Raw genomic sequence first — 26,815 nt, 5'->3', positions numbered from 1 at the left:
ATGGTGAACAAGCCCCCGCTCCATTTCTGAGCGTTGCATGTCACGGCCGCGTCACGCGCAATCGGCATGGTCTCGCGTTTCGACTGAAACCTCTCTGCTTGCTCTCATGACGCGCCTCGCTCCCCTCTCCTTCATCGCCCTTGCCGCCGCATTTGCTTGCGGCAACGCCGCCGCACAGGCGGCCTTTCCCGCCACGCTCGCCGGCCATGCCGTGCTGCCCGCGCAGAGCTTCGTGGCCGCGCCCAAGGATGCGCCGGCCGATCTGCAGGTGAGCGGCAAGTTCACCTCGGGCAAGCGCGTCGAGGCGCTGGGCACAGTAGAGGGTCTCTCGGGCGGGCGCGGCACCGGCGTGTCGGTGCCCTTCAAGGGCCAGCCGCTGCAAGGCCATTCGGGCATCAAGAAGATGGACGATGGCTCGTTCTGGATCCTTACGGACAACGGCGCCGGTGCCAAGGCCAACTCGCCCGACTTCATGCTCTACCTGAACCACTACAAGGTGGACTTCAAGAGCGGCAAGTTCAACCGCCTCGAAACCGTCTTTCTGCACGACCCCGACAAGAAGGTGCCTTTTCGCATCGTCCACGAAGGCACGAAGCAGCGCTACCTGACGGGCTCCGACTTCGACCCCGAGAGTTTCCAGTTCGCGGGTGGCGCGACGTGGATCGGCGATGAGTTCGGCCCTTTCCTGATCAAGGCCGACCTCAAGGGCAAGGTGCTCGCGGTGTTCGATACGCTGGTGGACGGCAAGGCCGTGCGCTCGCCTGACCATCCTGCAGTGACGACGCCGGGCGCGCCACGCGGCGCGGTCGATTTCCAGACCAAGCGCTCCAAGGGCTTCGAGGGCATGGCGGCGTCGAAAGACGGCAGCAAACTCTATGCGCTGCTGGAAGGCCCGGTGTGGAACGCCGACGCGAAGGACTACGAGAAGCAGGACGGAAAGGAAGCGCTGCGCGTGCTGGAGTTCGACGTGGCTTCGGAAAAGTGGACCGGCCGCCACTGGAAATACGTGCTCGAAACCAACGGCCACGCCATCGGCGACTTCAACATGATCGACGGCACCACGGGCCTCATCATCGAGCGCGACAACGGCGAAGGCACGAGCGACAAGGCCTGCCCCGAAGGCCAGAAGCGCACCGACTGCTTCCACGACATCGCCAGGTTCAAGCGCGTCTACAAGGTCGAACTGAACGACGCCAACGTGGGCGGCGCAGTGCGCAAGATCGGCTACATCGACCTGCTGAACATCGCCGACCCAGCCAAGCTCGCGCGCAAGCCGCTGGACGAGGGTGTGCTCAAGTTCCCGTTCTTCACCATCGAGAACGTCGATGTGGTCGACGCCACGCACATCGTGGTGGGCAACGACAACAACCTGCCGTTCTCCAGCAGCCGCGAGCCCAACAAGGCGGACGACAACGAGCTGGTGCTGCTTGAGGCGGGCGCGCTGCTGCAGGCCAAGTAGCTGGGGTCTGCCGAGGTCTCGATAATCGGGCGCATGTCGCCCGAACTGCTTCCCGCCATTGCCGCCTTCGCACGCGTTGCGCACCACGCCAGCTTCACGCGGGCGGCGGAAGAGCTGGGCGTCTCGCCCTCTGCCCTGTCGCAGACCTTGCGCACGCTCGAGCGGCGGTTGGGCGTGCGCCTGCTCGATCGCACCACGCGCCGCGTGGGCGTGACCGAGCTGGGCCAGCAACTGCTGAAGGGTGCGCAGCCGGCGCTTGCCGCGATCGCGCAAACGGTCGAAGGCATCAACGAGGCGCGCGACAAACCGGCCGGGCTGCTGCGGCTGAACGTTGCGCGCGCGTCGGCCGAGCTCCTGCTGTACCCGCACCTGGGGGACTTTGCCGAAGCGTTTCCGGACATCACGCTGGAGCTGGTCTGCGACAACCGCATGGTCGATCTGGTCGAAGGTGGTTTCGATGCGGGCATCCGGCTTGGCGAAAGCCTGGCGCAAGACGTGGTGGCGTTGCCGATGGGCGGGCCGCAGCGCATGGTGACTGTTGCGTCGCCGCGCTACCTTGCGAAACGCCAATTGCCGAAGACGCCCGAAGACCTGCGCGAGCACCAATGCATGAACTACCGCCTGACCACGGGCGGCCTTTATCGGTGGGAGTACGCGCAGGACGGCCGCGTGCTCGACGTCGAAGTGGCCGGCCCGCTGATCAGCAACGACGGCGACGTGCTGCTGGCCGCCGCGCGCGACGGCGCGGGCATTGCGGTGGCTTTCGAAGGCTCGGTGCGCGGCGATCTCGACAGCGGCCGGCTGGTGCCGCTGCTCGAACCCTGGTGGCCGACCTTTCCGGGCTTCTACCTCTATCACCCGAGCTCCGCGCAGATACCGCGCAAGCTGCGGGTGTTCATCGACTTCCTGCAGGCGCGGCACGCGCCGCCGCCGGTCTCTCAGCGGGCGGTCAAGCTCGCATCAGTGCCTCGATCTCGTCCGCCTTCACCGGCACGCCGCGCGAAATAAGCTCGCAGCCGGTGGCCGTGACGATGGCGTCGTCCTCGACGCGAATGCCGATGTTGTGGAACTGCTCGGGCACGCCCTCGCCGGGCCGCACGTAGATGCCGGGTTCCAGCGTCAGCACCATGCCGGGTTGCAGGATGCGGCTCGGCCGGTTCTTGATGACTTCGTTCGAGAGCGGATCTTTCCGTTCGCTCACTTCGCCCACCTGCGTAGGCTCGACGTAGCTGCCGCAGTCGTGCACGTCCATGCCCAGCCAGTGGCCGGTGCGGTGCATGTAGAACTGGAAATAGGCGCGGCTGTCGATCACGTCGTCCACGCTGCCGACCTTGTTGCCATCGAGCAGGCCCAGGTCGAGCATGCCTTGCGCAAGCACCTTCACGGCCGCATCGTGCGGGTCGTTGAAGCGGTTGCCGGCCTTGGTGGCCGCGGCCGATGCGTCCTGGCTTGCAAGCACCAGGTCGTACAGCGCGCGCTGCGGGCCGCTGAACTTGCCGTTGGCCGGAAAGGTGCGCGTGATATCGCTGGCGTAGCCGTCGAGCTCGCAACCTGCGTCGATGAGCACCAGCTCGCCGCTTCGCACCGGGGCAGCGTCGGCGCGGTAATGCAGCACGCAGGCATTGGCACCCGCGGCCACGATGGAGCCGTACGCCGGGTACTGCGAGCCGCCCAGGCGAAACTCGTGCAGCAGCTCGGCGTCGAGGTGGTATTCGCGCACGTCCTTGCCCTCGCGCAGCATGCGGGCTGAAAGCTGCATCGCGCGAATGTGCGCCTTGGCGCTGATCTGCGCGGCACGCCGCATGATGTCCTGCTCGTGTGCGTCCTTGACCAGGCGCATTTCATCGAGCGGGCCGCACAGGTCGTGCTGCTCCTGCGGGCACAGCGCGCCGTAGCGCACGCGCGCACGCACCGATTGCAGCCAGCCGTCGACGCGGGTTTCGAGTCCCTTGTGGGTGGCGAACGGAAACCACACGGTCGACCTGTTCTCGAGCAGCTTGGGCAGCTTGGCGTCGAGGTCGTTGACCGAGAAGGCCTCGTTCACGCCAAGCGCCTCGGGGGCTGCGTCGGGGCCCAGGCGATAGCCGTCCCAGATTTCGCGTTCCAGGTCTTTGGGGGCACAGAACAGCGTGCTTCGGCCATCGCCCGCCAGCACCAGCCAGGCGTTCGGCTCGGTGAAGCCCGTCAGGTAGTAGAAGTAGCTGTCGTGCCGAAACAGGAAGTCGCTGTCGCGGTTGCGCTGCCGCTCGGGCGCGGTCGGCACGATGGCGATGCCGTCCTTGCCCAGTTGCGAGGCGAGGCGCGCGCGGCGCTCGGCGTAGATCTTGTGGTCTTCTGAGGTCATCTTGGCGTGTTCAGTTGAAGAAGCCGTTCGGGCGTTCCCACATCGGTCCATTGCCCGGTGTAGAGCTCGGCGCTCACGAGTTCATTGTCCATCGCGGCGCGCAAGATGGGTGCCAACGGGGCTTTGAGGCCCGCCGGGTTGCCGGCGGGAATATTGCAGTAGGGCGCCGCAAAGAGCGCAGCGCGGTACAGGCCGATGGTCGAGAAGGTGTATTTCTCCGCCGCCGATTTGAGCGCGAGTCCCTCGGTCGAAAGCCCGAAATCGCCCTTCGGGTTGTGCGCCGGGTTGGGTACGAGCCACAGGTGTGCGAGCTTGCCGCCGGCCATGAACCGCGCCACCGAAGCCTGCGTGAAGGCGAAATCCGGCGCGAACACATCGCCAGCCGCCACCCAGAAAATATCGCCCAGCCGCGGCAGAGCGCGCACGATGCCGCCGGCCGTTTCAAGCGCGCCGCCAAAGTCGCGGCCTTCGTCGGAATATGAAATTGATAGCGCTGCCTGCTCGCCAAGCTGCGGTTCGGCACCGAAGCGACCCGAAATCTGCTCGCCGAGCCAGTCGGTGTTGACCACCAGTTCGGTGAATCCACCGGCGGCAAGGGCTTCCATGGGCCATTGCATCAGCGGCTTGCCGCGCACTTCGAGCAGCGGCTTGGGCGTGATGTCGGTCAGCGGCCGCATGCGCTCGCCGCGGCCGGCCGCGAGGATCATGGCTCGCACGGAGGAAGGCGCTGTCGGCTTCAAGCGGCCACCTGGCCGACCTGGCCGCGTACGAGCTCGTTGCGTTCGCTGAGGCCGGGTTGGAACAGCGCCACCAGGCATTCCATCAGCGCATGGGCCTTGGCCGAATGGTCGGCGCCGAAGTTGCACACATACACGTCGAGCGTGGCGCCGCGCTGCTCTGGCCAGGTGTGGATGCACAGGTGCGATTCGGCCAGCAGCACCGTGGCCGTGACGCCGCCCGGCCCCTGCGGAGTGGCCGGAAACCCGTGCACCAGTTTGCCCACCGGCTGCAGCCCGGCGGCCGTGACGGCCTTCAGGCAAACGGCGCCGAGCGCCTCCTTGTCGGTGAGCCATTGCATTGCGCATTGGCAGTCGTGGAGATCGGCGGTGAGGTGCAGCCCGTGCATGGGTGGCAACTCTAGCAGTCCGGCTGTCGCCAAAGAACATCAGTCGGGTGTTCAGGCCGTATTGGAGCGGGTTGGAGCGAGCCCGGTAAAATCGCGGGTTCCCCCCAATCCACATTCCCCGAAAGTCCACCGCCCATGGCAAACCAAGCCCTGATGGCCAACGCGATTCGCGCGCTGGCCATGGATGCCGTCCAACAAGCTAACTCCGGACATCCGGGCGCACCGATGGGCATGGCCGACATGGCCGTCGCACTCTGGGGCGAACACCTGCGCTACAACCCGGCCAACCCGCACTGGTTCGACCGCGACCGCTTCGTGCTCTCGAACGGCCACGCCTCGATGCTGCTGTACGCGGTGCTGCACCTCACCGGCTACGACCTGCCCATCGGCGAGCTCAAGAACTTCCGCCAACTGCACAGCAAGACCGCCGGCCACCCCGAGGTCGACGTGACCCCCGGCGTGGAAACCACCACCGGCCCGCTGGGCCAGGGCATCACCAACGCGGTTGGCTTTGCATTGGCCGAGAAGCTGCTCGCCGCCGAATTCAATCGCAAGAACCACGACATCGTCGACCACCACACCTACGCCTTCCTGGGCGACGGTTGCATGATGGAAGGCATCAGCCACGAAGCCTGCGCGCTGGCCGGCGCCTGGCACCTGAACAAGCTGATTGCGCTGTACGACGACAACGGCATCAGCATCGACGGGCAGGTGAAGCCCTGGTTCATCGACAACACCGAAGAACGCTTCAAGGCCTACGGCTGGAATGTCATCGGCCCGATCGACGGCAACGACGCCAAGGATGTGTCCAAGGCCATTGCCAAGGCCAAGAAGGAAGATTCGAAGCCCACCCTCATCATCTCCAAGACGCAGATCGGCAAGGGCAGCCCGAATCGCGCCAACACTGCCAAGGCCCATGGCGAGCCGCTGGGCGCCGATGAGATCACCCTCACCCGCGCCGCTCTCAACTGGCCGTACCCGGCCTTCGAAGTGCCGCAAGAAGCCTACGCCGACTGGGACCACAAGGCCGAGGGCGCCAAGGCCGAAGCCGCCTGGAACGACAAGTTCGCCGCCTACACACAGGCCTACCCGGGCTTGGCCGCCGAGTTCACCCGCCGCATGAAGGGCGAGCTGCCCAAGAACTTCCACCAGGTGGCGTTCGACACCGTGGTCGCTGCTCACACCAAGGGCGAAACCGTGGCCAGCCGCAAGGCCAGCCAGCTGGCGCTGGAGGCCTTCACTGCAGCCCTGCCCGAAATGCTCGGCGGCAGCGCCGACCTCACCGGCTCCAACCTCACCAACACCAAGAGCACCGCGGCCCTGCGCTTCGACGCAAAGACCGGTGCCGTGGTCATGGGCCAGCCACAGCAGCCCGCCCAGGGCGCCGAAGACGAACCCAAGCCCGACAGCACCGCCGACAAGGCCGAGCCGCCCCACGGCGTGATCGGCCGGCACATCAACTACGGCGTGCGCGAGTTCGGCATGGCGGCCATCATGAACGGCGTGGCGCTGCATGGCGGCTTCATTCCGTACGGCGGCACCTTCCTCACCTTCAGCGACTACAGCCGCAACGCCATCCGCATGGCCGCGCTCATGAAGCGCCGCGTGGTGCACGTGTTCACGCACGACTCCATCGGCCTGGGCGAAGACGGCCCCACGCACCAGTCGATCGAGCACGCCGCCTCGCTGCGCCTGATTCCGAACCTCGACGTCTGGCGTCCGGGCGACACGGCCGAAACCGCCGTGGCCTGGGCCGTGGCGCTGCAGAACCAGTCGCGCCCCACCGCGCTGCTGCTGAGCCGCCAGAACATCGCCTATGCGCCCAAGGGCGACCTCGGCGACATCAGCCGCGGTGCGTATGTGCTGTCGGAGCCCGAGGCCGTCGGCCTCAAGAGCAAGAAGACCGCCGCGGTCATCATTGCCACCGGCTCCGAAGTGCAATTGGCCCTTGCCGCGCAAAAATTGCTGGCCGAGAAGAAAATTGCAGTGCGCGTGGTGTCGATGCCCTCGACCACCACCTTCGACCGCCAGGACGTGGCCTACAAGAAGAGCGTGCTGCCCAAGAAGCTGCCCCGCATCGCCGTCGAAATGGGCTGCACCGGCGGCTGGTGGAAATACGGCTGCGCGGCCGTCGTGGGCATCGACAGCTACGGCGAGTCGGCACCCGCACCGGCGCTGTTCAAGCATTTCGGTTTCACGGCAGAGAACGTTGCCGCCACCGTCGAGGCCGCCCTGCGCGACTGAGCCGGCGGCAAGGCGTTTCTTCTTTCCGTCAGATCACAAGTTTTTCAACCTTAGGAGCAAATCAGATGGCTATCAAACTCGGTATCAACGGCTTCGGCCGCATCGGCCGCAACGTGCTGCGCGCCGCGGTGCAGAACTTCAAGAACGACATCGAGATCGTCGCCATCAACGACCTGCTCGAGCCCGACTACCTGGCCTACATGCTCCAGTACGACTCGGTGCACGGCCGCTTCAAGGGCGAAGTCACGGTTGAAGGCAACATGCTGATCGTCAACGGCAAGAAGATCCGCCTCACGCAGGAGCGCGATCCCTCGCAGCTGAAGTGGAACGAAGTCGGCGCCGACATCGTGCTCGAGTCGACCGGCCTCTTTCTCACCAAGGAAACCTGCCAGAAGCACCTCGATGCGGGCGCCAAGAAGGTGATCATGTCGGCTCCGTCGAAGGACGACACCCCCATGTTCGTCTACGGCGTGAACGACAAGAAGTACGCCGGCGAAGCCATCGTGAGCAACGCCAGTTGCACCACCAACTGCCTGGCCCCGCTCGCCAAGGTGCTGAACGACAAGTGGGGCATCAAGCGCGGCCTGATGACCACCGTGCACGCCGCCACCGCCACCCAGAAGACCGTCGACGGCCCGAGCAACAAGGACTGGCGCGGCGGCCGCGGCATCCTGGAAAACATCATTCCCTCGAGCACCGGCGCCGCCAAGGCCGTGGGCGTGGTGATCCCCGAGCTCAACAAGAAGCTCACCGGCATGAGCTTCCGCGTGCCGACCTCCGACGTGTCGGTGGTCGATCTCACGGTCGAGCTCGAGAAGGAAGCCACGTACAAGGAAATCTGCGCTGAAATGAAGTCGCAGAGCGAAGGCGCACTCAAGGGCGTGCTGGGCTACACCGAAGACAAGGTGGTGGCCACCGACTTCCGCGGCGACCCGCGCACCTCGATCTTCGACGCCGAAGCCGGCATTGCGCTCGACGGCACCTTCGTCAAGCTCGTGAGCTGGTACGACAACGAATGGGGCTACTCGAACAAGTGCCTCGAAATGGTGAAGGTCGTCTCGAAGTAAGCCTTCGCAGCTCTTCAATAAAAATGCGCCCCGAGGGGCGCGTTTTTTTTGAGGGGGCCGGACGACAGGACCGCTCAGCGCAATTTTTCGTTTTTGGCAATCTCGCTGCTGAGTTCGGTGGCCACCTTGGTTGCGGCGCGCTTGGCGGAAAGGCCGAACTCGCCCTTGAACTCGCTGAACTCCGCTTCGCCTCGGCCCGACGCCTTGACGCGGGTGATCTCGGCGCCTGAAGGATCGGTTACGACACACGACACCTCGGTCGTGAAGTATGTGGGCGGCCAGGTGAAAGGCGACGGCGAGCCCGAGTCGGTCTTGATCTCGGGAGTGAACACGAGAGAGGCGCCCGACGCTTGGACAGCGCCGACATCCGCAGTGGACTTAAGGACAACCACGTCCTGGTAGACCGCGCGTAGCGCATCGCGGATCGACTTCTCCAGATCTCGGTACGGGTAGTAGCTGATCCGGTCGCCGCCGCCGCCTGGCGTCACTGCCTGCAAAGCCCGTTGCGCGTCGGTCATGGTGTAGGCCACCTTCTTCTGGATCAGGTTGGCTTCCACGCGCGGCGGCGAGGTGTCGGTGCCAACGTTTATAGGATGCGCGCAGCCTGCAAGCACGGCCACGACAGCGAACGCCGTGGCGGCGTGAAGGATTCTGGAAACGAGGGACATGAAATTTCTTCTCCGGGTTCTGTTTTTTAGGAAGCAAGGGCGGTAGCAAACTGCGGATCGGCATACACCTGCCGCAGCAGCGCGCGCACGAGATCCGAGTAGGCGGCTTGTCCTGCCGGGATGGCCACGATGCCTGCGAAGCTCGATTCGAAGCTGGTGTTCGCCTTGTAGGTTTTCTTGAGTCGCTGCACGCCCTCGCGCGTGACCTCGATCTGCACCTCCATCACACCGGTTCCGGTGACGATGTTCCCGACGCTGATCTCGTTGCTGAGGATGCGTGCGTCGATTCGCGTGCGCGATTTCGCGTCGTACGCCGATACTTCCTTGAGGTCGCTGATTAGAGCGTCTTCGAGGTACTTGGCGAATGTGCCGCTAGGAGAAACCAGGCGCGCGCCGCGCAGTGAAAGATTGTTCACCGCGTCGTTCGGATCGGTCGGCTCAACTTTCACTACCGCCACGGCGGCAGGCTTGGTTGCCTTGAGGTGGTCAAGGGCTTCATAGTCCGCCGCATAGGGCGGGGCCTTCAATTGCGCACACCCTGTGGCCAGGATGGCCAAGGCGCAGAAGGCAAATCCATGCATGCGAGTCACTGTCACGTTCTCCCCCCTCTATGGGTGTTTTGGAGACGGAACGGTAACACGGTGATACGGCCGAGACGCGGTATTACTTCACAGAGATTGGCGCTGCTGTCGATCGCACGATGCACTCAACGCAGCTTCTCGTTCCGCCGGATCTCGCTGCTGAGCTGCGAAGTCATCTGCTTTGCCGCACGTCGGGCGGCAAGGCCATAGTCGCCGTTGAACTCGCCGAAATCCGCCATGCCGTTGCCCACCGCGCGCACGCGCGTGACCTCGGCGCCCGCGGTGTCGCTCACCACGCAACTCACCTCGGCCGTGAACGACGTGGGCGGCCAGGTGATCCATGAGGACGAGCTCGAATCGGTCTTGATCTGCGGCGTGAATACCAGCGACACGCCCGCCGCCTCGTTGGCCTTTGCATCGCCCGCGGTGCGCAGCACGATCACGTCCCGGTACACCGCGCGCAGTGCATCTCGAATCGACTTTTCGAGATCGCGGTAGGGGTAGTAGCTCACGCGGTCGCCGCTGCCGCCGGGGCTTGTCACCTGCTGGTCGCGCTGGCCGTCGGTCATCACATAGGCCACTTTCTTCGGGATGAGATGGGCCGTCGATCGCGGCGGCGCGGTCTCGGTGATCATGGTGATCGGATGGGAGCAGGCGGCCAGCAAGGCCGCGAGCGCAGTGGCGGTGCACAGGCGTGCGGCCGGAGAAAAAGCGAACGTCATGGTGCGGCTCTCTCCGGTTCTACGGCGCAATGGCCGCGATGAATTGCGGGTCGGCATACATCTGCCGCAAAAGCGCGCGCACCAGCCTCGGGTAGGCGGCCTGCCCGGCGGGCACGGCCACGATGTTCGCGTAGCTCGAATCGAAGGCGATTTCGCCGCGGTAGGTCTTGCGCAGCCGCTGCGTGCTGGCGCGCGTTACCACCACCTCCACGTCCATGCGGCCCGTGCCGTTGATCACGCCAAGGTCGAGTTCATTGACCAGTATTCGCGCCGCGATGCGGGTCGGGGCCTTGGGGTCGTACGCCGATATTTCTCCCAGGTCGCGCATCAGCGCGTCTTCCAGGTATTGCGCAAAGGTGCCGCTGGGCGAAAGCAGTTTCGCGCGGCGCAGGCTCAAGCTGTTGATGTTGTCGCCGGGGTCGCTCGGCTGCACTTTCGCCACGGCCACCATGCCGGGGCGCGTGGCTTCGAGCCGGTCGAGCGCCTCGTAGTCGGCTGCGTAGGGCGGCGCGGCGAGTTGCGCGCAACCGGCCAGCAGCACGGCCGTGGCTGTTGCACAGAGCCAGGGGGTGAAAGCGCGCAAGCGCCAGCCGCGCGGTCTGAAGAAGATCGCCATGCAGTGAGTCCCTCCTCGGGGTGCCTGATCCCGGCGCGAGGGTAGCAGGCATTGCCCTGCGCGCGAAGGGCCGCTGCCGGGCCTCTCAGACGGGTTCGAGCACGTGGATCAGCTTGCTCTCGACCAGTGCCTTGGTCTTCTCGCCATGGGCTTTCATGTGCGGCGCGACGGCGTGCGCCTGCAGGTGGCCCAGCGTTTCCCACTTCTCGATGACCACGAAAGTGTCGGGCCCGAAGCTGGCTTTCGACGGCGGAACGCCCTGCGCGTCGATGGTGGCGCCGTACTCGATGCAGCCCTCTTCGGCCAGCACGGCTGCGCGGTTGGCGGCAAAGGCTTCGAGCAACTGGGCGCGCTGGCCGGGCTTGGCGGTAATGACGGCGACGACATGGATCATTGAAACGGACTCCGATGTTGTGAAGGTGATGGAATGGCGAGCGTCGAATCTAAAAGATCCGGCGCTTTGGTGTCGGTCCCGCGCGAGACCCGATGCGCCACCCTATCATCGCGCGCATGTTCTTTCCGCTGCCCCGCACCGCCACCGCGCCCTTCTGCCCTTCCGAAGTCAAAGGCAGCGTGGCGGTCCCGCAGGACATGCCCTTCGGCAAGAAACTGCTGCGCTATGCCGGCCCCGGCCTTCTGGTGTCGGTCGGCTACATGGACCCGGGCAACTGGGCGACCGACATCGAGGCGGGCTCGCACTTCGGCTACGGCCTGCTCTTCGTGGTGCTGCTTGCAAGCCTGGCCGCGATGCTGCTGCAAACGCTGTGCGTGCGGCTCGGCCTTGTGGCGCAAAAAGACCTTGCGCGCGCTTGCCGAGAACATTACTCGCCGCGCATCAGCCGCTTTCTGTGGCTGGGCGCGGAGCTCTCCATCGTCGCCTGCGACTTGGCCGAGGTGCTTGGCAGTGCGCTCGCACTGCATCTGCTGTTCGGTGTGTCGATTCCGGTCGGCATTGCAATCACGGCATTCGATACGCTGCTCGTGCTGGGGCTGCAAGGCGCTGGCTTCCGGCGCGTCGAAGCGATCGTGCTCGGGCTGGTGGGCACCATTGCAGGCTGCTTCGTGGTGGAGCTTGCGATGTCGCAGCCCAACTGGTTCGGCGTGGCAATGGGTTTTGCGCCGACCTTCGAGCGGCTGCAGCAGCCGGGCGCGCTGTACCTTGCAATCGGCGTGGTCGGCGCCACGGTCATGCCGCACAACCTGTACCTGCATTCGTCCATCGTGCAGACCCGGCTTGTGGGCGACAGCGATGCGGCGCGGCGCGAGGCGGTGCGCTTCTGCACCTTCGATGCGGTGTTCTCGCTTTCGCTCGCGCTGCTGATCAATGCGGCCATCATGGTGCTTGCGGCCAGCGCCTTTCACAGCACGGGCCATGTGGAAGTCACGGAGATCGACGAGGCCTACCGGCTCATCGAACCCATCGTGGGCAGTACGCTGGCGGCCACCCTGTTCGGCATTGCGCTGCTGGCCTCGGGCCAGAGTTCGACCTTCACCGGCACCATTGCGGGCCAGATCATCATGGAAGGGTTTCTGGACCTGAAGATTCCGTGCTGGCAGCGCCGCCTCATCACGCGCGCGCTCGCCCTGGGCCCCGCTTTCCTCGGCGTCTGGTGGTTTGGCGACGGCGGCGTGGGCAAGATGCTGGTGCTGAGCCAGGTGGTGCTCAGCTTTCAGCTGCCGTTCGCAATGTGGCCGCTCATCCGGTTCACAAGCAGCCGTGCGCTGATGGGCGCCTTTGCCAATGGCTCCGTCATCAAGCTGCTGGCTTGGGGACTGTTCGGCGTGATCAGCGCGGCCAACGTGTGGCTGGTGGCCTCCACAATTCGCGGCGGTTTGTAGAGAAGAGAAGGGCCCGCCCGCACTTGCCAGGAAGGCCGCGCCTCAGCGGTCGGCCGCGTCCTTCCAGAGATGCACCAGCGCTTCCGGTGCATCGCTCTCGGGCACCTCGAAGCTGATTGAGCCCGTATGCGTGGTGGCGCTCTCCACCACCACTTCGACGCGGTAGAAGCGCTGGTCTCCGCCCGCCGAACCGGGTCCGTCACGCTGTTCTGCATGTGGTGCGGCGCTTTGCAAGGCTTCGCCGATCTGCTGGCGCAATTCTTCGCTGCAGTTGCCCAGTTGATAGCTGCGCGGCCGAGAAAGGCCCGGCAGGTAGGCGACGCCGCCTTCGCGCGTGACCCGCACGACCGAAGCCTGGTCCAGAGGCGGAAGCTGAATCATGATGGTGTAACCCCCGCGGTGTTCCATGCGGCGCCGATAGCCTTGTGCGCCGCGCTGCCGGCGCCGAAGCGCTTGGCCGCATTCTCCGCGCTCAATTGCGCGAAGGCCAGGAAGTCGGCGTCCGGGCGCAGCCGCCTGTCGCACACGGTGTCGTACCAGACGCGGCCTGCAGTCTCCCAGGCCGGGCCCTGGATGGCGGTGGCCGCAAGATAGAAAGCGCGGTTCGGAATGCCGGAATTGATGTGCACGCCGCCATTGTCCTGCCGCGTGACGACCAGGTCTTTCATGTGGGCAGGCTGCGGGTCTTTGCCGAGCACCGGGTCGTCGTAGGCGGTGCCGGGCTCGGCCATCGAGCGCAGTGCGCGCGCCGCGACCTTGGCAGTGAAAAGCCCTGCGCCGATGAGCCAGTCGGACTGCTGCGCCGTCTGCTTCAGCAAGTGCTGCTTGACCAGCACGCCGAACACGTCGCAGATCGATTCGTTCAGTGCGCCCGATTGCCCCTGGTAGACCAGGCCGGATTCGTGGTCGATGACACCGTGCGTCAGCTCGTGGCCGATGATGTCCACCGCAATGGTGAAGCGGTTCATGACCTCGCCGTCGCCATCGCCGAACACCATCTGCTTGCCGTTCCAGAACGCGTTGTCATAGTCGTTGCCGTAGTGCACGCTGCCCGTCAGGGGCATGCCGGCGCCGTCGATCGAATCGCGCTCGTAGATGTCGCGGTACAGCCGGTAGGTGGCACCCAGGTAGTCGTAGGCTTCGTCGGCCGCGATGTCGTTGGTGGGGGCTTGCCCCTCGGCGCGCACCAGCTTGCCGGGCAGGCTCATGGTGTGTTCGGCGTCGTGAACGGCGCGCTGCGGCGAGTCGCGCCGCACATAAGCCGGCGGGCGGCCCGACGACACGCCTTGCGTGGCGGCCGCCTCGCGAAGGCCGCGATGCTCGCGGTCGATCATCAGTGTTTGTGCCGCCCGCGCACTGGCATGGGCGCCCGCCCGCTCCGCCAGCCGATCGAGCAGATACGGCGGTACGAAACCAGGCGGCAAAAGGCGCGGCGACTGAAGCGGCATCGAACGGCTCCCCTACGGCAATTGAAGGCGACAAAAAAGAAGGTATCAGAAGCTGCAAAACATGGATCACTCCGTTACTTCTCGTGTCACGGATGCCCACGCTTCAGGCCATAGGATCGGTAGTTCCAGATCTACTGCCGCCTTGTCCATGTTCATCGTCACTCTCACCTACATTCGTCCGCTTGAAGAGCTCGATGCATTGATGGATGGGCACATGACCTGGCTACGAAAGCACTACGCAAGCGGCCTGTTCGTGGCCTCTGGTCGTCAGGTGCCACGCAAGGGCGGCGTGATCCTCGCGCGTTCGGGCGACCGGGCCGCGCTCGACGCGGTGCTGGCGCGCGACCCGTTCGTTCAGAGCGGCGTGGCAAGCACGCACGTGATCGAGTTCGTGCCCAGCATGACCGCGCCGGCGGTCGAGCTGCTTAAGACTTTTTGATTCGTCGCCGGGGCAGCTCGCCGCTTCTTCAGGCGTTTGGCTTTTCTTCGCGTCCGCCCGGGTGCCGCGCAAAACGCGCCGCGTCGCGGTCATGCACCGGCGCCGGATCGCTCCAGGGCCAGCCACCAAATTGTGTGCGGCGGTAGTCGGCGAGGGTCTGGCTGATCTCTGCCTGCGTGTTCATCACGAAGGGGCCGTATTGCACCACCGGCTCCGCAATGGGACGGCCTTGCAGCAGCAGGAACTCGCTCGCTTCGCCGTTGCCGTTGACCAGCTCCACCGCCGCATCGGCGCGCAACTCGATGGCGGCCGGGCCTTCGATGCGCTGTCCCGCAATGTGCGCTACGGCACCCTTGAAGAAGTAAAGCATGCGACGCGTGCCCTCGCCCGCTGCAGCAGGCAGCGTCCACCGCGCACCGGGCGTCATTTTCAACGTCCAGATCGCGACGTCGGCGCTGGCTTGCGCGGCCCATGAATCGGGCGGCGGTGCAAGCGGTGCGATTGGCTCTGGTGCGTTGCCGTTGCCTGCCGCATCGCCGAAGCGGCCTGCTATCACAGCGACCTCTGTGCGGCCGCCCTTCGCATCGTCTGACGAGAAACGCGGAATCGCTTCCGACCAGAACATCGTGAAGTGCGGATCGGCCATCTTGCTCTTGGCGGGCAGGTTGAGCCAGATCTGGAACAACTCCAACGGGTTGGCCGCGCCGGTGTCGAGCAGCGGAAACATCTCCGAATGCACGATGCCCTTGCCGGCCGTGAGCCACTGCACATCGCCGCCGCCAAAGCGTGCGGTGGCGCCCAGCGAATCGGAGTGGTCGACCAGCCCCTTGCGCACGATGGTCACCGTCTCGAAGCCACGGTGTGGGTGCGACGGAAAGCCCGGCACCGTTTCGCCGTGGTACATGCTCCAGCCGTCCTTGCGGCTGAAGTCCTGGCCGATCTGCCGGCCCGCCAGCGGGGCCTCGGGCCCCATCTGCGCGTTGGCCTTGGGATAGGCATCGTCGTGATAGACGCAGAACAGGAACGGGTCGATCGTCTGCCACGGAAAGCCGAGCGCGCTCACTTGCAGCACGGGGCTGCGGCCTTCTTCATTGCTGTTGTTGTTGCTGGACACCTCGATATTCCTTTCCGTTGATCGCGCCGTGGAATGCGCGGCAGCATTGTTCTTCGGAATATCGGGGCGAACGTGCTTCAGGGAAGGTGCCTTCCGTGCAACAGTGAAGAGCGCATATGGAACGATGGGCATCGTTCTTGTTTTCCTTGGGCGCCGGAAATCACGGATTCTGGTGCTGGACTTCGGCGTTCGGGTCCATGTAGCTCAGCTCCCACAGATGGCCGTCGATGTCCTGGAAGCCGTGGCCGTACATGAAGCCGTAGTCTTGCGGCGCGCGGGGCACCGTGCCGCCCGCGGCCACCGCCTTGGCCACCAACTCGTCGACCTCTGCGCGGCTCTCGCACGAAAGGCACAGCAGCACCTCGGTGCTCTTGCTCGTGTCCGTGAGGCTCTTGTCCGTAAAGGTCTTGAAGAAGTCTTCGACCAGCAGCATCGCGTGGATGCTGCCTTCCTGGATCACCATGCACGCGGCGTTGGCGTCGGTGAATTGTTCGTTGAAGGTGTAGCCCAGCGCGGCAAAGAACGCCTTCGACTTTTCCAGGTTCTTGACGGGGAGGTTCACGAAGATCTGCTTGTTGGCCATGGTTGTCTTCCTATGTCGATGAAGAGTGGATCGGATGTTTGCCGACGTTTTGTGTACGCCGTCCACAAAAGATATCAAAGAAAATGGACGGCGTCCACATGTTTTTTAATTTGCAGTCGTCGCCAGCAGTCCAGCCAATTGCAGGGTGCTGCGGTCTTCGAAATACGGACCGACGATCTGCACGCCCACGGGCAGTCGGTCGGCAGTGAAGCCTATAGGGGCGACGGTGGCGGGAAGGCCGCCCAGGCTTGCCAGCCCGGCCCATGCGGCCAGCGCGCCATAGGGTGCCGGCTTGCCGTCGATGGTGAGCGCGCGCTTGTCCCACTCCGGCTCGGCCATGTGCTCGAAGGCCGCGCATCCCACTGCCGGGCACAGCACTGCATCGATCTGCGTGAACAGTGCGCGCAGCTGCGCCCGAATGCGCGTGCGCGCAGCCAGCAGGTCGAACCAGGTGTGCAGCTGCTTGGGCGAACGGCCGCCGGGCTCTGCATGCGCAAGCACGATCTGCACGATCTGGTCATAGGTGTCGCTGACTTCCGCCAGATCGGGCAGAAGGTCGGATGCATGAACCACCGAGGCGCCGGCCTCCATCAACCGTTGCCCGGCGCCCTCGACGGCGGCGCGCACATCGGCCGCGACCGCGGCCTGCGGATGCGCGGTGACCACGAGAACACGCCAATCCTTCACGGCCGCGCGGCGCGGCGCCGGCAGCATGAAGCGGCCTTGCGCCACATGGGCCGCATCGGGCCCGGCCAGCACGTCGAGTGCCAGCGAGAGGTCGTCCGTGCAACGGCCGATGGGCCCGATCACCGAGGGCAAGCCGGCCGGCGCTTCTTCGGTCCCTGGAAATGCAAAGCCGCGCGTCGGCAGCAGGCCGTGGCTTGGCTTGTGCGTGTACACGCCGCAAAAGCTCGCAGGGATGCGCAGAGAACCCGTCAGGTCGGAGCCCAGTTCCAATGCCACCATTCCGGTAGCCACGGCCGCTGCGCCGCCACCCGACGATCCCCCCGGCGTACGCGTCGCATCGAGCGGGTGCACCGTCCGGCCGTACACCGGATTGGCGCATTGCCAGTCGGCCAGCGCAGTTGGCACGTTGGTCTTGCCGAGAATCACCGCGCCTGCTGCCTTGAGGCGCGCAACCGCCACGGCGTCCTGCTGCGGCACGAAGTCGCGAAACGGCGGAAGCCCCCAGCTGGTCGGCAGGCCGGCCACGTTGAAGGCTTCCTTCACGGTCATCGGCACGCCCAGCAGCGGCCGGCGTTCGCCACGCGCAAGGGCCGCGTCGGCTGCGGCCGCCTGGCGGCGTGCGCGGTCGAAGTCGCGCACCACCACTGCATTGAGCGTGCCGTCAAGCGACTCGATGCGGGCGATGGCTGCATCGCACAACTCCGCGGCGCTCAGCTGGCCGGCGGCCAGTGCGGCGGCCGATCGGGCGGCGCCCGCAGCCAGAAGGGAGGTGGGATCGGAGCCTATGGCCATGGCGAGCCTTTCTTGCTTGCTGCAGCGGCAGACGGAGCCGCGTGCACGATGAAAAAAAGACAGGGCATCATGGTCGTCATGGAGATCGAGTTCAAGTTTCATATTCCCGCGGAGCGGCTGAAAGCGGTGGAAACCGCCATGCGGCGCGGCGCCGTGGTGAGCACCCGCCTGCAAGCACGCTATTTCGACACCGCCGACCAGGCGCTGGCTGCCCAGGGTATGGTGCTGCGCCTGCGCAAGGAAGGGCCGCGCTGGGTTCAGACCGTCAAGGCCACCGGGGACAACGCCCTGCACCGGCTCGAGCACAACGTCGATCTTGGCGCCGTGTCGGGCGGCGCATCGCCCGCGGTCGACCCCCAGCGCCACCAAGGCACGTCGGTTGGCGAGCGGCTTGCCATGGTGCTGGCGGAGAGCGGCGCGCCGCTGGTCGAGCGCCAGTCGACCGACATCGTCCGGCTCACGCGCGACGTGCGTGTCGCTGGCACCGATGCCGCCGTTGTGGAACTGGCACTCGACGTCGGCAAGGTCGTCGCCAATGCAGGCACGCCCGAGCAGCGCGAATCGCCTGTCTGCGAGCTGGAACTCGAACTCAAGCGAGGCAATGTGCAAGGGCTCGTCGAGCTTGCGCGCCGCTGGTCGCAGCAGCACGGCCTGTGGTTCAGCACAGTTTCCAAGGCCGAGCGCGGCGCGCGCCTGCTCGCAAGGCTCGAAGCGGTGCCGGCTGTCAAGGCTGAAGCTCCACGCTTTGCCGATGAAAAAGACGACAAGCGCGACGGCCGTGCTATCCAGAAAGCCGTGGTCGCAGCGTGCTTGGCCCAGATACTGCCCAACGGCAGCGAGATCGCGGCCGGCAGCACCGACGAAGAACAGATCCACCAATTGCGCATCGGCATCCGCCGGCTGCGCACCGCATTCCGCGAACTCGCGGGGCTTGACGCGCGCGGAGGTTTTTTCGACGTTGCCGGATGGGAGCCACCCCTGGTCGAAGCCTTTCGCGCCCTTGGTGCGCTGCGCGATCGAGAGCAGGTCGCGAAGCTGGCGCAGCCGCAATTGCGCAGCGCGGGCGCACCGGAATTCGATCCGCTTGCAGGCGAACAGGCAGCGGCCGGCGCACCGTCTCCGGGCGAGATCGTGCGCGCGCCGGCATTCCAGTCGGTGCTGGTTTCGCTCATCGGCTTTACCGTCGCAACGCACGCTGAAGTGGCGAAAGCCGGAGAAACTGCGCAGGACCAATCGGCACCGCTGCACGCCGGCGGTGCGCGCCGCTTCTTGCGAAAGCGCCTGCAGCGTTTGCACAAACAGGTCGTCCGAGACGGACTGCGCTTCGAATCCCTGCCAACCGAAGTCCAGCATCGCACCCGCAAGCGGCTCAAGCGCCTGCGCTACCTGGCCGAGTTCGCGGCGCCGCTGTTCGGTGATGCGGACGGTGAAAAAAGCTCAGCCGCCGCGCGGTACCTGAAGCGCCTGCGGCCCGCGCAAGACGCGCTGGGCGAGTTCAACGACGAAGCGGTTGCGCTCAAGCTCTACCAGGAGGCTGCCGAGCGCAATGCGCGTGCGTGGTTCGGCGTCGGCTGGTTCAGCGCGCGCCATGCGGCCGGCGCGAAGGCGTGCCGCAAGGCGCTGGGCAAGATCGAGAAGGCGCCGCGCTTCTGGGCAAAGAAGTAGCAGGCGCGGCGCTGAAAAGCCGAAATAACCGGCAATCGATCAGTGATGGTGCCCATGCGCGCCATGCACGTGCCGATGCTCGATCTCCACCGGCAACGCCGCGCGCACGTCCGTCACCTGCAGGCTGAACTTCAGCGCCTTGCCCGCCCACGCGTGGTTGCCGTCGAGCAGCACCACCGGGCCCTTGATCTTCATCACCGTGAAAACGTGCTCGGTGCCGTCATCGAGCCGCCCCTGCAGCTGTCCACCCACCTTCACGCCCGGCGGAAACTCGGCCTTGGGAATGCTGCGCACCAGCGATTCGTCGCGCAGGCCGAAGGCGTCTTCAGGCGCTAGGTTCAGCGTGGTCTGGTAGCCCTTTTCCTTGCCATCGAGCGCTTCCTCGATCTTGGGCAGCGTGTTCTCGTACCCGCCATGCAGGTACGCCATCGGCTCGGGGCTGGCTTCGATGAGCTTGCCCTGGGCATCGGCGACCTTGTACTTGAGGGTGACGACGGTGTCTTTTTCGATTTTCATGCAGGCATTTTCTGTGGAAATCGATCAGGCCGTGGGCAAGGTATTCGCGAGGCGCAGCATCTCCGGCAACGCCTCACCTGCGCTCAGCTTCTCCACCACCATCCCGACAAACGCCGAGACCGCAGGCGGCAGGTGCTTACGGCTCGTATAGAGCACGCTCAGCCCCTGCCCCGTTCGCTGGTACTGCGGCAGAACCGGGACGAGCCGTCCGGCCTCGATGTCCGCCCGCGCCATGGTGGGGGGCAGCAGCGCAACGCCGAGACCGGCGAGCGCGGCTTTGCGCAAGGCCTGGGCGGTGTTGCCGCTGAAACGGCCCGCGACTTGCACCTCTTCTTCCACGCCGTCAGGGCTGGTCAGGCGCCAGACGGTGCGGCCGCTCGGATGGGGCGAGGTAACGCAGTCATGGTCCGCCAGGTCTTGCAGCGTGGCGGGCGCGCCGCGCGCCGCAATGTAGGCAGGGCTGGCGACCAAGCCATCGGTTCGGGCGCTCATGAGCTTGCGGGCAACGTAGCCTGAATCGGGCAATGCACCGCCGCGGAATGCGATGTCGATCTGCTCGGCGATCAGGTCGGCTTTTGCGTCGCTGAGTACAAAGTCGACGCGCACCCGAGGGTGCGCGGCCAGAAAGTCGGCAACCCATTCCATGGGGAAAAAGTCGAAGAAGTCCGCCGTGGCCGCCACGCGGATCAGGCCGCTGGGCTCCCGGCTGCCCGTAATCAACTCTTGCCCGGCTTCGACCAGCCCGTCGACCGCGCCCGCACAGCGCTCGTGAAACGCCTCGCCCGCACTGGTAAGGGTGAGTTTGCGGGTGGAGCGCTGCATCAGCCGCGTGCCCAGTTGCGCCTCCAGTTGCTGGATGCGCCGGCTCACCGTATTGGGCGGCAGGCCAAGCTTGCGCGCCGCCCCGGCAAAGCTGCCATGGCGCACCACCTGCACAAACATGGCGATGTCGTTGAGATCGAGCATGGCGGCAATTCCTTCTTTGAATGGACGAGTGCAATCCGATTCTGCCGTCTAGTCGATCAATGGATGCGACCCTAACCTTGTGCCCATGACCACGCAACAACAATCACCCCGCATCGGAATCATCATCGGCTCGACCCGCGAAGGCCGCTTCGGCGAAAAGCCTGCGCACTGGATCTACGAGCTGGCCAGGCAGCGCACCGATCTGTCGTTTGAACTGATCGACCTGCGCGACCATCCGCTGCCCTTTTTCAACGAGGCGGGTGCGCCGGCCTGGGGGCCGGTAAAGAACGAGGCTGCGCAGCATTGGGCCGCCAAGCTCGACACACTGGACGGCCTGATCGTCGTCACGCCCGAATACAACCATGGCCCGAGCGCAGTGCTGAAGAACGCGATCGACTGGGCCTACAAGGAGTTCATCCGCAAGCCGATCGGCTTCGTGGGCTATGGCGGCGTGGGCGCTGCGCGCGCGGTGGAGCAGCTGCGGCTCATCGCAGTCGAGATGCAGATGGCGCCCGTGCGCAATGCGGTGCACATCGGCATGGTCGAGTTCCTCGGTATCTGGCAGCAGGGCAAGACCTTCGAAGACTTTCCGCACCTGGCGCAGGCCGCCAGCGGCATGCTCGACGACCTTGCCTGGTGGACCAAGGCGCTGAAGAACGCCAGGGAGGCTGCATGACTACCGCAACCGCCACCCTCCCCGCCGCCACCGAAGCCCGCGCCATCGTCTACCGCACGATGGGCTCGCAGCACGGGCCGATCATCCGGCTGATGAGCCCGGGCGATCTGGGCGAGTTTCTCAAGCCATTCGTGTTTCTCGACCTCTTTGGTTTCGACACGGCGGGCGGCCGCAAAGGCTTCGGCATGCACCCGCACTCGGGCATTGCCACGCTCACCTGGCTGATCGAAGGCGACACGCTGTACGAAGACACGACCGGCGAAAAGGGCGTGCTGCCTGCCGGCGGCGTCGAGTGGATGCGCGCCGGCAACGGCGTGTGGCACGACGGCGCGCCCGCGCCCGACACCAGGCGCGTGCAAGGCTTCCAGCTCTGGGTGGCCCTGCCGGCATCCGAAGAAAACGCACCGGCCCAAAGCATCTACCTGGCGCCCTTGCAGGTGCCGGTCGAAGGCCCGGCGCGCGTGCTGCTCGGCCGCTATGGCGCGGCCCAAAGCCCCATTCCGGCACCGGCACCGATGAACTATCTGGCCGTGCAGCTGAAAGACGGCGAGCACTGGCGCTACACGCCGCCCGCAGGCCACACGGTGGGCTGGGTCGCGGTCAGCGCGGGCCGGCTCGACGCGGGCACCGGCGGCGAACCCATCGGTACAGGCGAGCTGGCGGTGTTCGAAGAATCCGGCGGGGCCATCGACTTCGTGGGGCGCGGCAATACGTCCTTCGTCCTCGGGTCGGCTGTGAAGCATCCGCACGAACTGGTGATGGGCCACTACTCGGTGCACACGAGCAAGGCCGCGCTGGACCAAGGCGAAGCCGAGATCCGCCGCATTGGCGCGCGGCTGCGGCAGGAAGGCCGGCTGGCCTGAGCCTGTGTTTTTGCACCGGGTGGGCAGCTGCGCCAGAATCGTTCGCTTCGAACGACTCCGCCGCAGCTTCCACCCTCATGAACATCGTCGACTCCTTCGCCAACAACGTCTCCCGCTTCGTCGATATCCGACGCGACATTCACGCCCACCCTGAACTCGGTTTCGAAGAGCACCGCACCTCTGAAAAGGTGGCGGGCCTGCTTGCCGAATGGGGCATCGAAGTGCACCGCGGCATTGCCGGCACCGGCCTTGTGGGCGTGCTGCGCAAGGGCACCAGCTCGCGCACCATCGGCCTGCGCGCCGACATGGACGCGCTGCCGCTGCACGAGGCCAACGAATTCGCCCACAAGTCGACCCACGCCGGCCGCATGCACGCCTGCGGCCACGACGGCCACACCACGATGCTGCTGGCCGCGGCCTGGCACTTGTCGCAGCAGGGGCCGGACGACTTCGACGGCACGGTGCATTTCATCTTTCAGCCCGCGGAAGAAATGGGCAAGGCCGGCGCCAAGAAGATGATCCAGGACGGCTTGTTCGAGCGCTTTCCGTGCGACGCGGTCTTTGCGCTGCACAACTTTCCGGTCGGCGACGTGGGCCGCTTTGCGCTCAACGAAGGCGCGCTGATGGCGTCGAGCAATACCTACAAGATCACCGTGCGTGGGCGCGGCACGCATGCGTCGATGCCGCACACGGGCATCGACCCGGTGGCAGCGGTAGTCACGCTCGCGCAGCAACTGCAGACCATCGTGCCGCGCACCATTCCAAGCACCGAACGCGCGCTGCTCGCCGTGACGCAGCTGCAGGGCTCCGATGCACCCAACGTGATTCCCGATATGGCCACGGTCGGCGGCACCATCCGCACCTTCTCGATCGATGCCATCGACAAGATCGAGGCACGGCTGCGCGAGGTGGCCGCCGGCGTGGCTGCCGCGCACGGCTGCACGGCCGAGGTTTTTTTCAACCGCTCTTCGCCGCCGGTGGTCAACCACGCGGCCGAGGCGCGCTTTGCCGCGGGCGTGATGCGGGAGGTGGTGGGCGACGGCATGGTCACCGACAACTTCCCCGCCGTGATGGGCGCCGAAGACTTCGCACACATGCTGCTCGCGCGGCCCGGCTGCTACGCCTTCCTCGGCAATGGCGACGGCGACCATCGGCTCGACGGTCACGGGCCCGGCCCTTGCATCATCCACAACACCTCGTTCGACTTCAACGACGAGATCATCCCGATCGGCGCCAGTTATTTCGTGAAGCTGGTACAGCGCTGGCTGCCATCGGGTACCTGAAGTTTTATTGCCACTCAATGATGATGAAAGCGGCCACTCCGATGACCCCGACCCTGTTCACCCGACGTTCGCTGGCTGCAGTTGCAGCCGCCACGGCGCTTGTTGGCGCCTTCGCACCTGTGCAGGCGCAGCAACAACAGCAGCAGCGCGTGATTCACATCGTTGTGCCGTTTGGCACCGGCGCGGTGCAAGACACGGTGGCCCGATCGCTCAACGCGGAGCTTGGCGCGGCGCTGAATGCCGGTGCCATCGTCGAGAACCGTGCGGGTGCGGGTGGCACGGTGGGCGCGGCGGCGGTGGCCAAGTCCGCGGCGGACGGCAACACACTGCTGCTCGCGGCGGCAAGCCACAACATCGCCGGCTTTTTGTACAGCAAGCTCTCGTACGACCCGCTGAAGGATTTCGTGGGAGTGGCCAACATCGGCAATGCGGGCTATGTGCTGGCGGTGGCAAGCGGGCTCAACGTGTCGAGTACGGCCGACTTCATCAAGGAGGTGAAGGCCAACCCGGGCAAGTACAACTACGCCTCGGCGGGCAACGGCAGTGCCACGCATCTGGCAATGGCATCGTTCCTTGCCAAGGCAGGATTGGAGATGACGCATATTCCAACCAAGTCCACGGGCGAAGCGGTGAACGAGGTGCTCGCGGGGCGGGTGCAAGCGGTTATTTCGTCGAGCATCGGCGTGATGGGTTTCCAGGCCGACCCGCGCATGAAGCTGCTCGCTTCCACAGGCAAGGCGCGCAGCCCTTTCCTGCCGAGCCTGCCGACGGTTGCGGAGAGCGGTCTGCCGGGCTATGCCTTCGATTCATGGATTGGCCTGCTCGCACCCGCCGGCACGCCCAAGGCAGAGGTCGAGCGCCTGAACGCGGCCACCAACAAGGTGCTGGCCGATCCGGTGATTCAGGAGCGCTTCAAGCGCTTGGGCGTGGAGCCGCGTACGCAGAGCGCGGAGGACTTCCAGAAGCTGTTGCGCGCCGATTGGGATGCAATGGGAGCGGTGGTGAAGGCTTCTGGGGCGAAGATCGACTAGCGAGATATAGATATAGGCTAAGTCTTGTTTTGCGAAATTACTGGCTCAGGCAAGTATCCGGTAAAAATAAGCTAAACCTTGTATGTTGACAAAATAAGCCAAGGCCGATATCTTGCTTGCAAGATGGACTATCCCCTTCGCTTTGTCGACCAGTTGCGGCCCCACCTGAAGGCGCTACGCAAAAAACGCGGCCTGACTCAGGCGCAAGCCGGTGCGCTCGTGGGTGTCAGCCAGGCACGAATAGCGGAGATCGAAGCGAATCCCGGGGCTGTCAGCCTCGAGCAACTGACAAAGCTCCTGTCGACCTTGGGCGCGACCTTTTTCCTGCGTGAGGAAACGCCTTCGGGCGGCGTCCAGTACGCGATGGAAGAGCCCTCGAAAAGGTATGAGCCGCCCCAGGAAACAGCCGTGAACCTTCCGGCGGGACCATGGACGACAAAGACGATGGGTGATGGCTCCGTGCTGGTCACGCTGTCTCCCAGGGAGGCCAGCGCTCCGCCGCTCCAATCGTCCGAGGCCGGCTCGGCTCAAGTTCAACCGACCGCGCCGGGCGCATTGCTCCGGCAGCTGGAAGCCCTCAATCCGGGCAAGGATGTCAAGCCGACATCGCGCCGCAGTTTCGTCGTCCGGCCGAAGACTGGCTCCTGGTGATGCAGGCGCTGAATGCGTGGATGAACGGGGAGCTGGTCGGCACCTGGCTTGTCGATCGGGATTCCCACACTTTCCGGTATCACCCGAAGTGGCTTGAGTCACCGCGGCAGCGGTCGCTGTCGCTGTCAATTCCGATCAACAGCACGCTCGAAGTCCGGGGCGACGCGGTCAGGAACTACTTCGACAATCTGCTGCCGGACAACATCGCGGTACGGATGCGCCTGGGTCATCGCTTCAAGCTCAAGGACATCGGTACCTTCGACTTGCTCGAAGCCATTGGCCGCGACTGTGTCGGCGCCGTGCAGCTGCTGCCCGCAGGTGCCGAGCCCGAGGGCTGGAAGGCCATGAACTGCGAGCCCCTTGGCAATAAAGAGGTCGCCGAGCTGCTGCGGTCCGTTCCGTCCGATGCCACGCCCGAAAGCATGCGCGACGAAGATCTGTTTCGCATCTCTCTTGCCGGCGCCCAGGAGAAGACCGCCCTCACCCGCTGGAACGGCGCATGGTGCCGCCCGCACGGCGCCACGCCCACCACGCACATCATCAAGCTGCCGCTCGGGCTCATCGGCGGTTCACGGCGCGTGGACGCATCCGACTCGGTGCAGAACGAATGGCTTTGCGCGCAGATCGTCGAAGCGCTCGGCTTGCCTGTGGCGCCTACATCCATCGCGGCCTTCGAGGGGCAGACGGTTCTGGTGGTGGAGCGCTTCGATCGCGAGTGGAAGGATGGCGGCACATGGATCGCGCGCCTGCCGCAAGAAGACTTTTGCCAGGCCATGGGGTTGCCTTCGACCAGGAAGTACGAGCAAGACGAAGGCCCCGGCATGCCCAACTGCCTGCAACTCCTGCAAGGAAGCCGGAGTGCCGACGACCGCGCCCGGTTTCTCCTGACCCAGCTGGCCTTCTTTCTGCTGGCCGCAACAGACGGCCACGCCAAGAACTTTTCAGTCCGCCTGTACCAGGGCGACGTCTATGACATGACGCCGCTCTACGACATCATTTCGATGTGGCCTTATTTCGGCAACGGGCCCAACCAGTTCCAGCCGCGCAAGGCCGGCCTGGCGATGGCGGTTCGTTCCAAGAACAAGCACTACGTTTTCCACACCATCCAGGCGCGCCATTGGCACCAGTTGGCAATGAAGAATGGCGGCATCGACGTATGGAACGCCATGCTCGGCATGGTGGAGTCGCTGGATGAGGCGTTGGGAGAAGTAGAGGCTCTGCTGCCGGCCGATTTCCCTGCGCGGACCTGGGAAGCCATTTCGCGCGGCATGCGAAGCGAAGCCGAGCGCTTTCGCTCGGGTCTTGCCGACATCGGCAGCGCCGGCGCCCCTCGCGCCGAATAGGCCCCCAGCCAGCAACCGTGGACAAGCCGGCCCGCTCCAGAGCCGCGGCAAAGCAGAAATGTCTTGACGATATATTATTAATATATTTAAAG

28 protein-coding genes are annotated in these 26,815 nt (G+C 65.2%); 13 read left to right on the top strand and 15 right to left on the bottom strand.

The window, feature by feature from the left end:
- Positions 1–106: 106 nt before the first annotated feature.
- Both QHG62_RS00625 and QHG62_RS00620 read left to right on the top strand, forming a co-directional pair.
- A complete protein-coding gene (locus QHG62_RS00625) occupies positions 107–1,459 on the top strand; it encodes an esterase-like activity of phytase family protein (RefSeq protein WP_281148889.1) in 1,353 nt (450 codons plus the stop codon).
- Positions 1,460–1,492: 33 nt separating this feature from the next.
- Positions 1,493–2,467, top strand: a complete 975-nt coding sequence (locus tag QHG62_RS00620) for a LysR family transcriptional regulator (RefSeq protein ID WP_281148888.1) — start codon at positions 1,493–1,495, stop codon at positions 2,465–2,467.
- Here the strand turns inward: QHG62_RS00620 and QHG62_RS00615 are convergent.
- The 3 genes from QHG62_RS00615 to speD are packed head-to-tail and all read right to left on the bottom strand — an operon-like array spanning position 2,409 to position 4,929.
- Complete coding sequence (locus QHG62_RS00615) at positions 2,409–3,803, bottom strand: aminopeptidase P N-terminal domain-containing protein (protein ID WP_281148887.1); 1,395 nt, start codon at positions 3,801–3,803, stop codon at positions 2,409–2,411. The genes QHG62_RS00620 and QHG62_RS00615 overlap by 59 nt on opposite strands.
- Positions 3,800–4,510, bottom strand: a complete 711-nt coding sequence (locus QHG62_RS00610; RefSeq protein WP_281148886.1) for a nucleotidyltransferase family protein — start codon at positions 4,508–4,510, stop codon at positions 3,800–3,802. The genes QHG62_RS00615 and QHG62_RS00610 overlap by 4 nt, the downstream gene beginning before the upstream one ends.
- A 29-nt stretch (positions 4,511–4,539) precedes the next feature.
- A complete protein-coding gene (gene speD, locus QHG62_RS00605) occupies positions 4,540–4,929 on the bottom strand; it encodes an adenosylmethionine decarboxylase (RefSeq protein ID WP_281148884.1) in 390 nt (129 codons plus the stop codon).
- Positions 4,930–5,064: 135 nt separating this feature from the next.
- On the opposite strand from speD, the gene QHG62_RS00600 reads away from it, so the two are divergent.
- A complete protein-coding gene (locus tag QHG62_RS00600; RefSeq protein ID WP_281148883.1) occupies positions 5,065–7,173 on the top strand; it encodes a transketolase family protein in 2,109 nt (702 codons plus the stop codon).
- Positions 7,174–7,238: 65 nt separating this feature from the next.
- The gene (gap, locus tag QHG62_RS00595) at positions 7,239–8,240 is read left to right on the top strand and encodes a type I glyceraldehyde-3-phosphate dehydrogenase (RefSeq protein WP_126749283.1); all 1,002 of its coding nucleotides are present in this window, start codon (positions 7,239–7,241) and stop codon (positions 8,238–8,240) included.
- A gap of 74 nt (positions 8,241–8,314) precedes the next feature.
- Here gap and QHG62_RS00590 read toward each other — a convergent pair whose 3' ends face one another.
- From QHG62_RS00590 to QHG62_RS00570, 5 genes are all read right to left on the bottom strand, one after another.
- Positions 8,315–8,908 carry a hypothetical protein gene (locus tag QHG62_RS00590; protein WP_281148882.1) on the bottom strand — a complete coding sequence of 198 codons (594 nt, stop codon included), beginning with the start codon at positions 8,906–8,908 and terminating at the stop codon, positions 8,315–8,317.
- A gap of 26 nt (positions 8,909–8,934) precedes the next feature.
- A complete protein-coding gene (locus QHG62_RS00585; RefSeq protein WP_281148881.1) occupies positions 8,935–9,489 on the bottom strand; it encodes a hypothetical protein in 555 nt (184 codons plus the stop codon).
- A 125-nt stretch (positions 9,490–9,614) separates the two neighbouring features.
- Positions 9,615–10,211, bottom strand: coding sequence for a hypothetical protein (locus QHG62_RS00580; protein WP_281148880.1), 597 nt, complete (start codon positions 10,209–10,211; stop codon positions 9,615–9,617).
- Positions 10,212–10,230: 19 nt separating this feature from the next.
- On the bottom strand, positions 10,231–10,827 hold the full coding sequence (locus tag QHG62_RS00575; RefSeq protein WP_281148879.1) for a hypothetical protein: 597 nt from the start codon (positions 10,825–10,827) through the stop codon (positions 10,231–10,233).
- An 85-nt stretch (positions 10,828–10,912) separates the two neighbouring features.
- Complete coding sequence (locus tag QHG62_RS00570) at positions 10,913–11,221, bottom strand: putative quinol monooxygenase (RefSeq protein WP_281148878.1); 309 nt, start codon at positions 11,219–11,221, stop codon at positions 10,913–10,915.
- 116 nt (positions 11,222–11,337) lie between these two features.
- On the opposite strand from QHG62_RS00570, the gene QHG62_RS00565 reads away from it, so the two are divergent.
- Positions 11,338–12,666: an Nramp family divalent metal transporter gene (locus QHG62_RS00565; protein ID WP_281151843.1), complete on the top strand. Its 1,329-nt coding sequence runs from the start codon at positions 11,338–11,340 to the stop codon at positions 12,664–12,666.
- Positions 12,667–12,708: 42 nt separating this feature from the next.
- Here the strand turns inward: QHG62_RS00565 and QHG62_RS00560 are convergent, their stop codons facing one another.
- Together QHG62_RS00560 and QHG62_RS00555 are read right to left on the bottom strand one after the other, a co-directional pair.
- Complete coding sequence (locus tag QHG62_RS00560) at positions 12,709–13,047, bottom strand: protealysin inhibitor emfourin (protein WP_281148877.1); 339 nt, start codon at positions 13,045–13,047, stop codon at positions 12,709–12,711.
- Positions 13,044–14,114 (bottom strand): M4 family metallopeptidase, encoded by a 1,071-nt coding sequence (locus tag QHG62_RS00555; RefSeq protein ID WP_281148876.1) that lies wholly within the window; start codon positions 14,112–14,114, stop codon positions 13,044–13,046. Before QHG62_RS00555 ends, QHG62_RS00560 begins: the two co-directional genes overlap by 4 nt.
- 148 nt (positions 14,115–14,262) lie before the next feature.
- Between QHG62_RS00555 and QHG62_RS00550 the strand changes: the two genes are divergently transcribed.
- Positions 14,263–14,553, top strand: coding sequence for a YciI family protein (locus QHG62_RS00550; protein ID WP_157616473.1), 291 nt, complete (start codon positions 14,263–14,265; stop codon positions 14,551–14,553).
- Between the two features lie 28 nt (positions 14,554–14,581).
- On the opposite strand, the gene QHG62_RS00545 is transcribed toward QHG62_RS00550, so the two are convergent.
- The 3 genes from QHG62_RS00545 to QHG62_RS00535 form a co-directional block, all read right to left on the bottom strand.
- Positions 14,582–15,748, bottom strand: a complete 1,167-nt coding sequence (locus QHG62_RS00545) for a pirin family protein (protein ID WP_281151842.1) — start codon at positions 15,746–15,748, stop codon at positions 14,582–14,584.
- A gap of 79 nt (positions 15,749–15,827) precedes the next feature.
- Positions 15,828–16,250, bottom strand: coding sequence for a VOC family protein (locus QHG62_RS00540; protein ID WP_281148874.1), 423 nt, complete (start codon positions 16,248–16,250; stop codon positions 15,828–15,830).
- Positions 16,251–16,355: 105 nt separating this feature from the next.
- Positions 16,356–17,729 (bottom strand): amidase family protein, encoded by a 1,374-nt coding sequence (locus QHG62_RS00535; RefSeq protein WP_281148873.1) that lies wholly within the window; start codon positions 17,727–17,729, stop codon positions 16,356–16,358.
- A gap of 48 nt (positions 17,730–17,777) precedes the next feature.
- Between QHG62_RS00535 and QHG62_RS00530 the strand changes: the two genes are divergently transcribed.
- A complete protein-coding gene (locus QHG62_RS00530) occupies positions 17,778–19,394 on the top strand; it encodes a CYTH and CHAD domain-containing protein (protein ID WP_281148872.1) in 1,617 nt (538 codons plus the stop codon).
- 39 nt (positions 19,395–19,433) lie between these two features.
- Here the strand turns inward: QHG62_RS00530 and QHG62_RS00525 are convergent, their stop codons facing one another.
- Both QHG62_RS00525 and QHG62_RS00520 read right to left on the bottom strand, forming a co-directional pair.
- Positions 19,434–19,910, bottom strand: coding sequence for an FKBP-type peptidyl-prolyl cis-trans isomerase (locus QHG62_RS00525; RefSeq protein WP_281148871.1), 477 nt, complete (start codon positions 19,908–19,910; stop codon positions 19,434–19,436).
- 24 nt (positions 19,911–19,934) lie between these two features.
- Complete coding sequence (locus QHG62_RS00520) at positions 19,935–20,876, bottom strand: LysR family transcriptional regulator (protein WP_281148870.1); 942 nt, start codon at positions 20,874–20,876, stop codon at positions 19,935–19,937.
- 85 nt (positions 20,877–20,961) lie between these two features.
- On the opposite strand from QHG62_RS00520, the gene QHG62_RS00515 reads away from it, so the two are divergent.
- From QHG62_RS00515 to QHG62_RS00490, 6 genes are all read left to right on the top strand, one after another.
- Positions 20,962–21,552 (top strand): NADPH-dependent FMN reductase, encoded by a 591-nt coding sequence (locus tag QHG62_RS00515; RefSeq protein ID WP_281148869.1) that lies wholly within the window; start codon positions 20,962–20,964, stop codon positions 21,550–21,552.
- On the top strand, positions 21,549–22,415 hold the full coding sequence (locus QHG62_RS00510) for a pirin family protein (protein WP_281148868.1): 867 nt from the start codon (positions 21,549–21,551) through the stop codon (positions 22,413–22,415). The genes QHG62_RS00515 and QHG62_RS00510 overlap by 4 nt, the downstream gene beginning before the upstream one ends.
- A gap of 77 nt (positions 22,416–22,492) precedes the next feature.
- A complete protein-coding gene (locus tag QHG62_RS00505) occupies positions 22,493–23,698 on the top strand; it encodes a M20 aminoacylase family protein (protein WP_281148867.1) in 1,206 nt (401 codons plus the stop codon).
- 41 nt (positions 23,699–23,739) lie between these two features.
- On the top strand, positions 23,740–24,729 hold the full coding sequence (locus tag QHG62_RS00500) for a tripartite tricarboxylate transporter substrate-binding protein (protein WP_432445566.1): 990 nt from the start codon (positions 23,740–23,742) through the stop codon (positions 24,727–24,729).
- Between the two features lie 123 nt (positions 24,730–24,852).
- Positions 24,853–25,380, top strand: coding sequence for a helix-turn-helix domain-containing protein (locus tag QHG62_RS00495; RefSeq protein ID WP_281148864.1), 528 nt, complete (start codon positions 24,853–24,855; stop codon positions 25,378–25,380).
- Positions 25,380–26,723, top strand: a complete 1,344-nt coding sequence (locus tag QHG62_RS00490) for a type II toxin-antitoxin system HipA family toxin (RefSeq protein WP_281148863.1) — start codon at positions 25,380–25,382, stop codon at positions 26,721–26,723. The genes QHG62_RS00495 and QHG62_RS00490 overlap by 1 nt, the downstream gene beginning before the upstream one ends.
- The last annotated feature ends 92 nt before the right edge of the window (positions 26,724–26,815 follow it).

The sequence above is a fragment of the Variovorax paradoxus genome (genome assembly GCF_029919115.1).
GTDB lineage: Bacteria > Pseudomonadota > Gammaproteobacteria > Burkholderiales > Burkholderiaceae_C > Variovorax > Variovorax paradoxus_O.
Note: the sequence above shows the minus strand (reverse complement) of the source record. Positions and strands in the feature narration are given on the sequence as shown.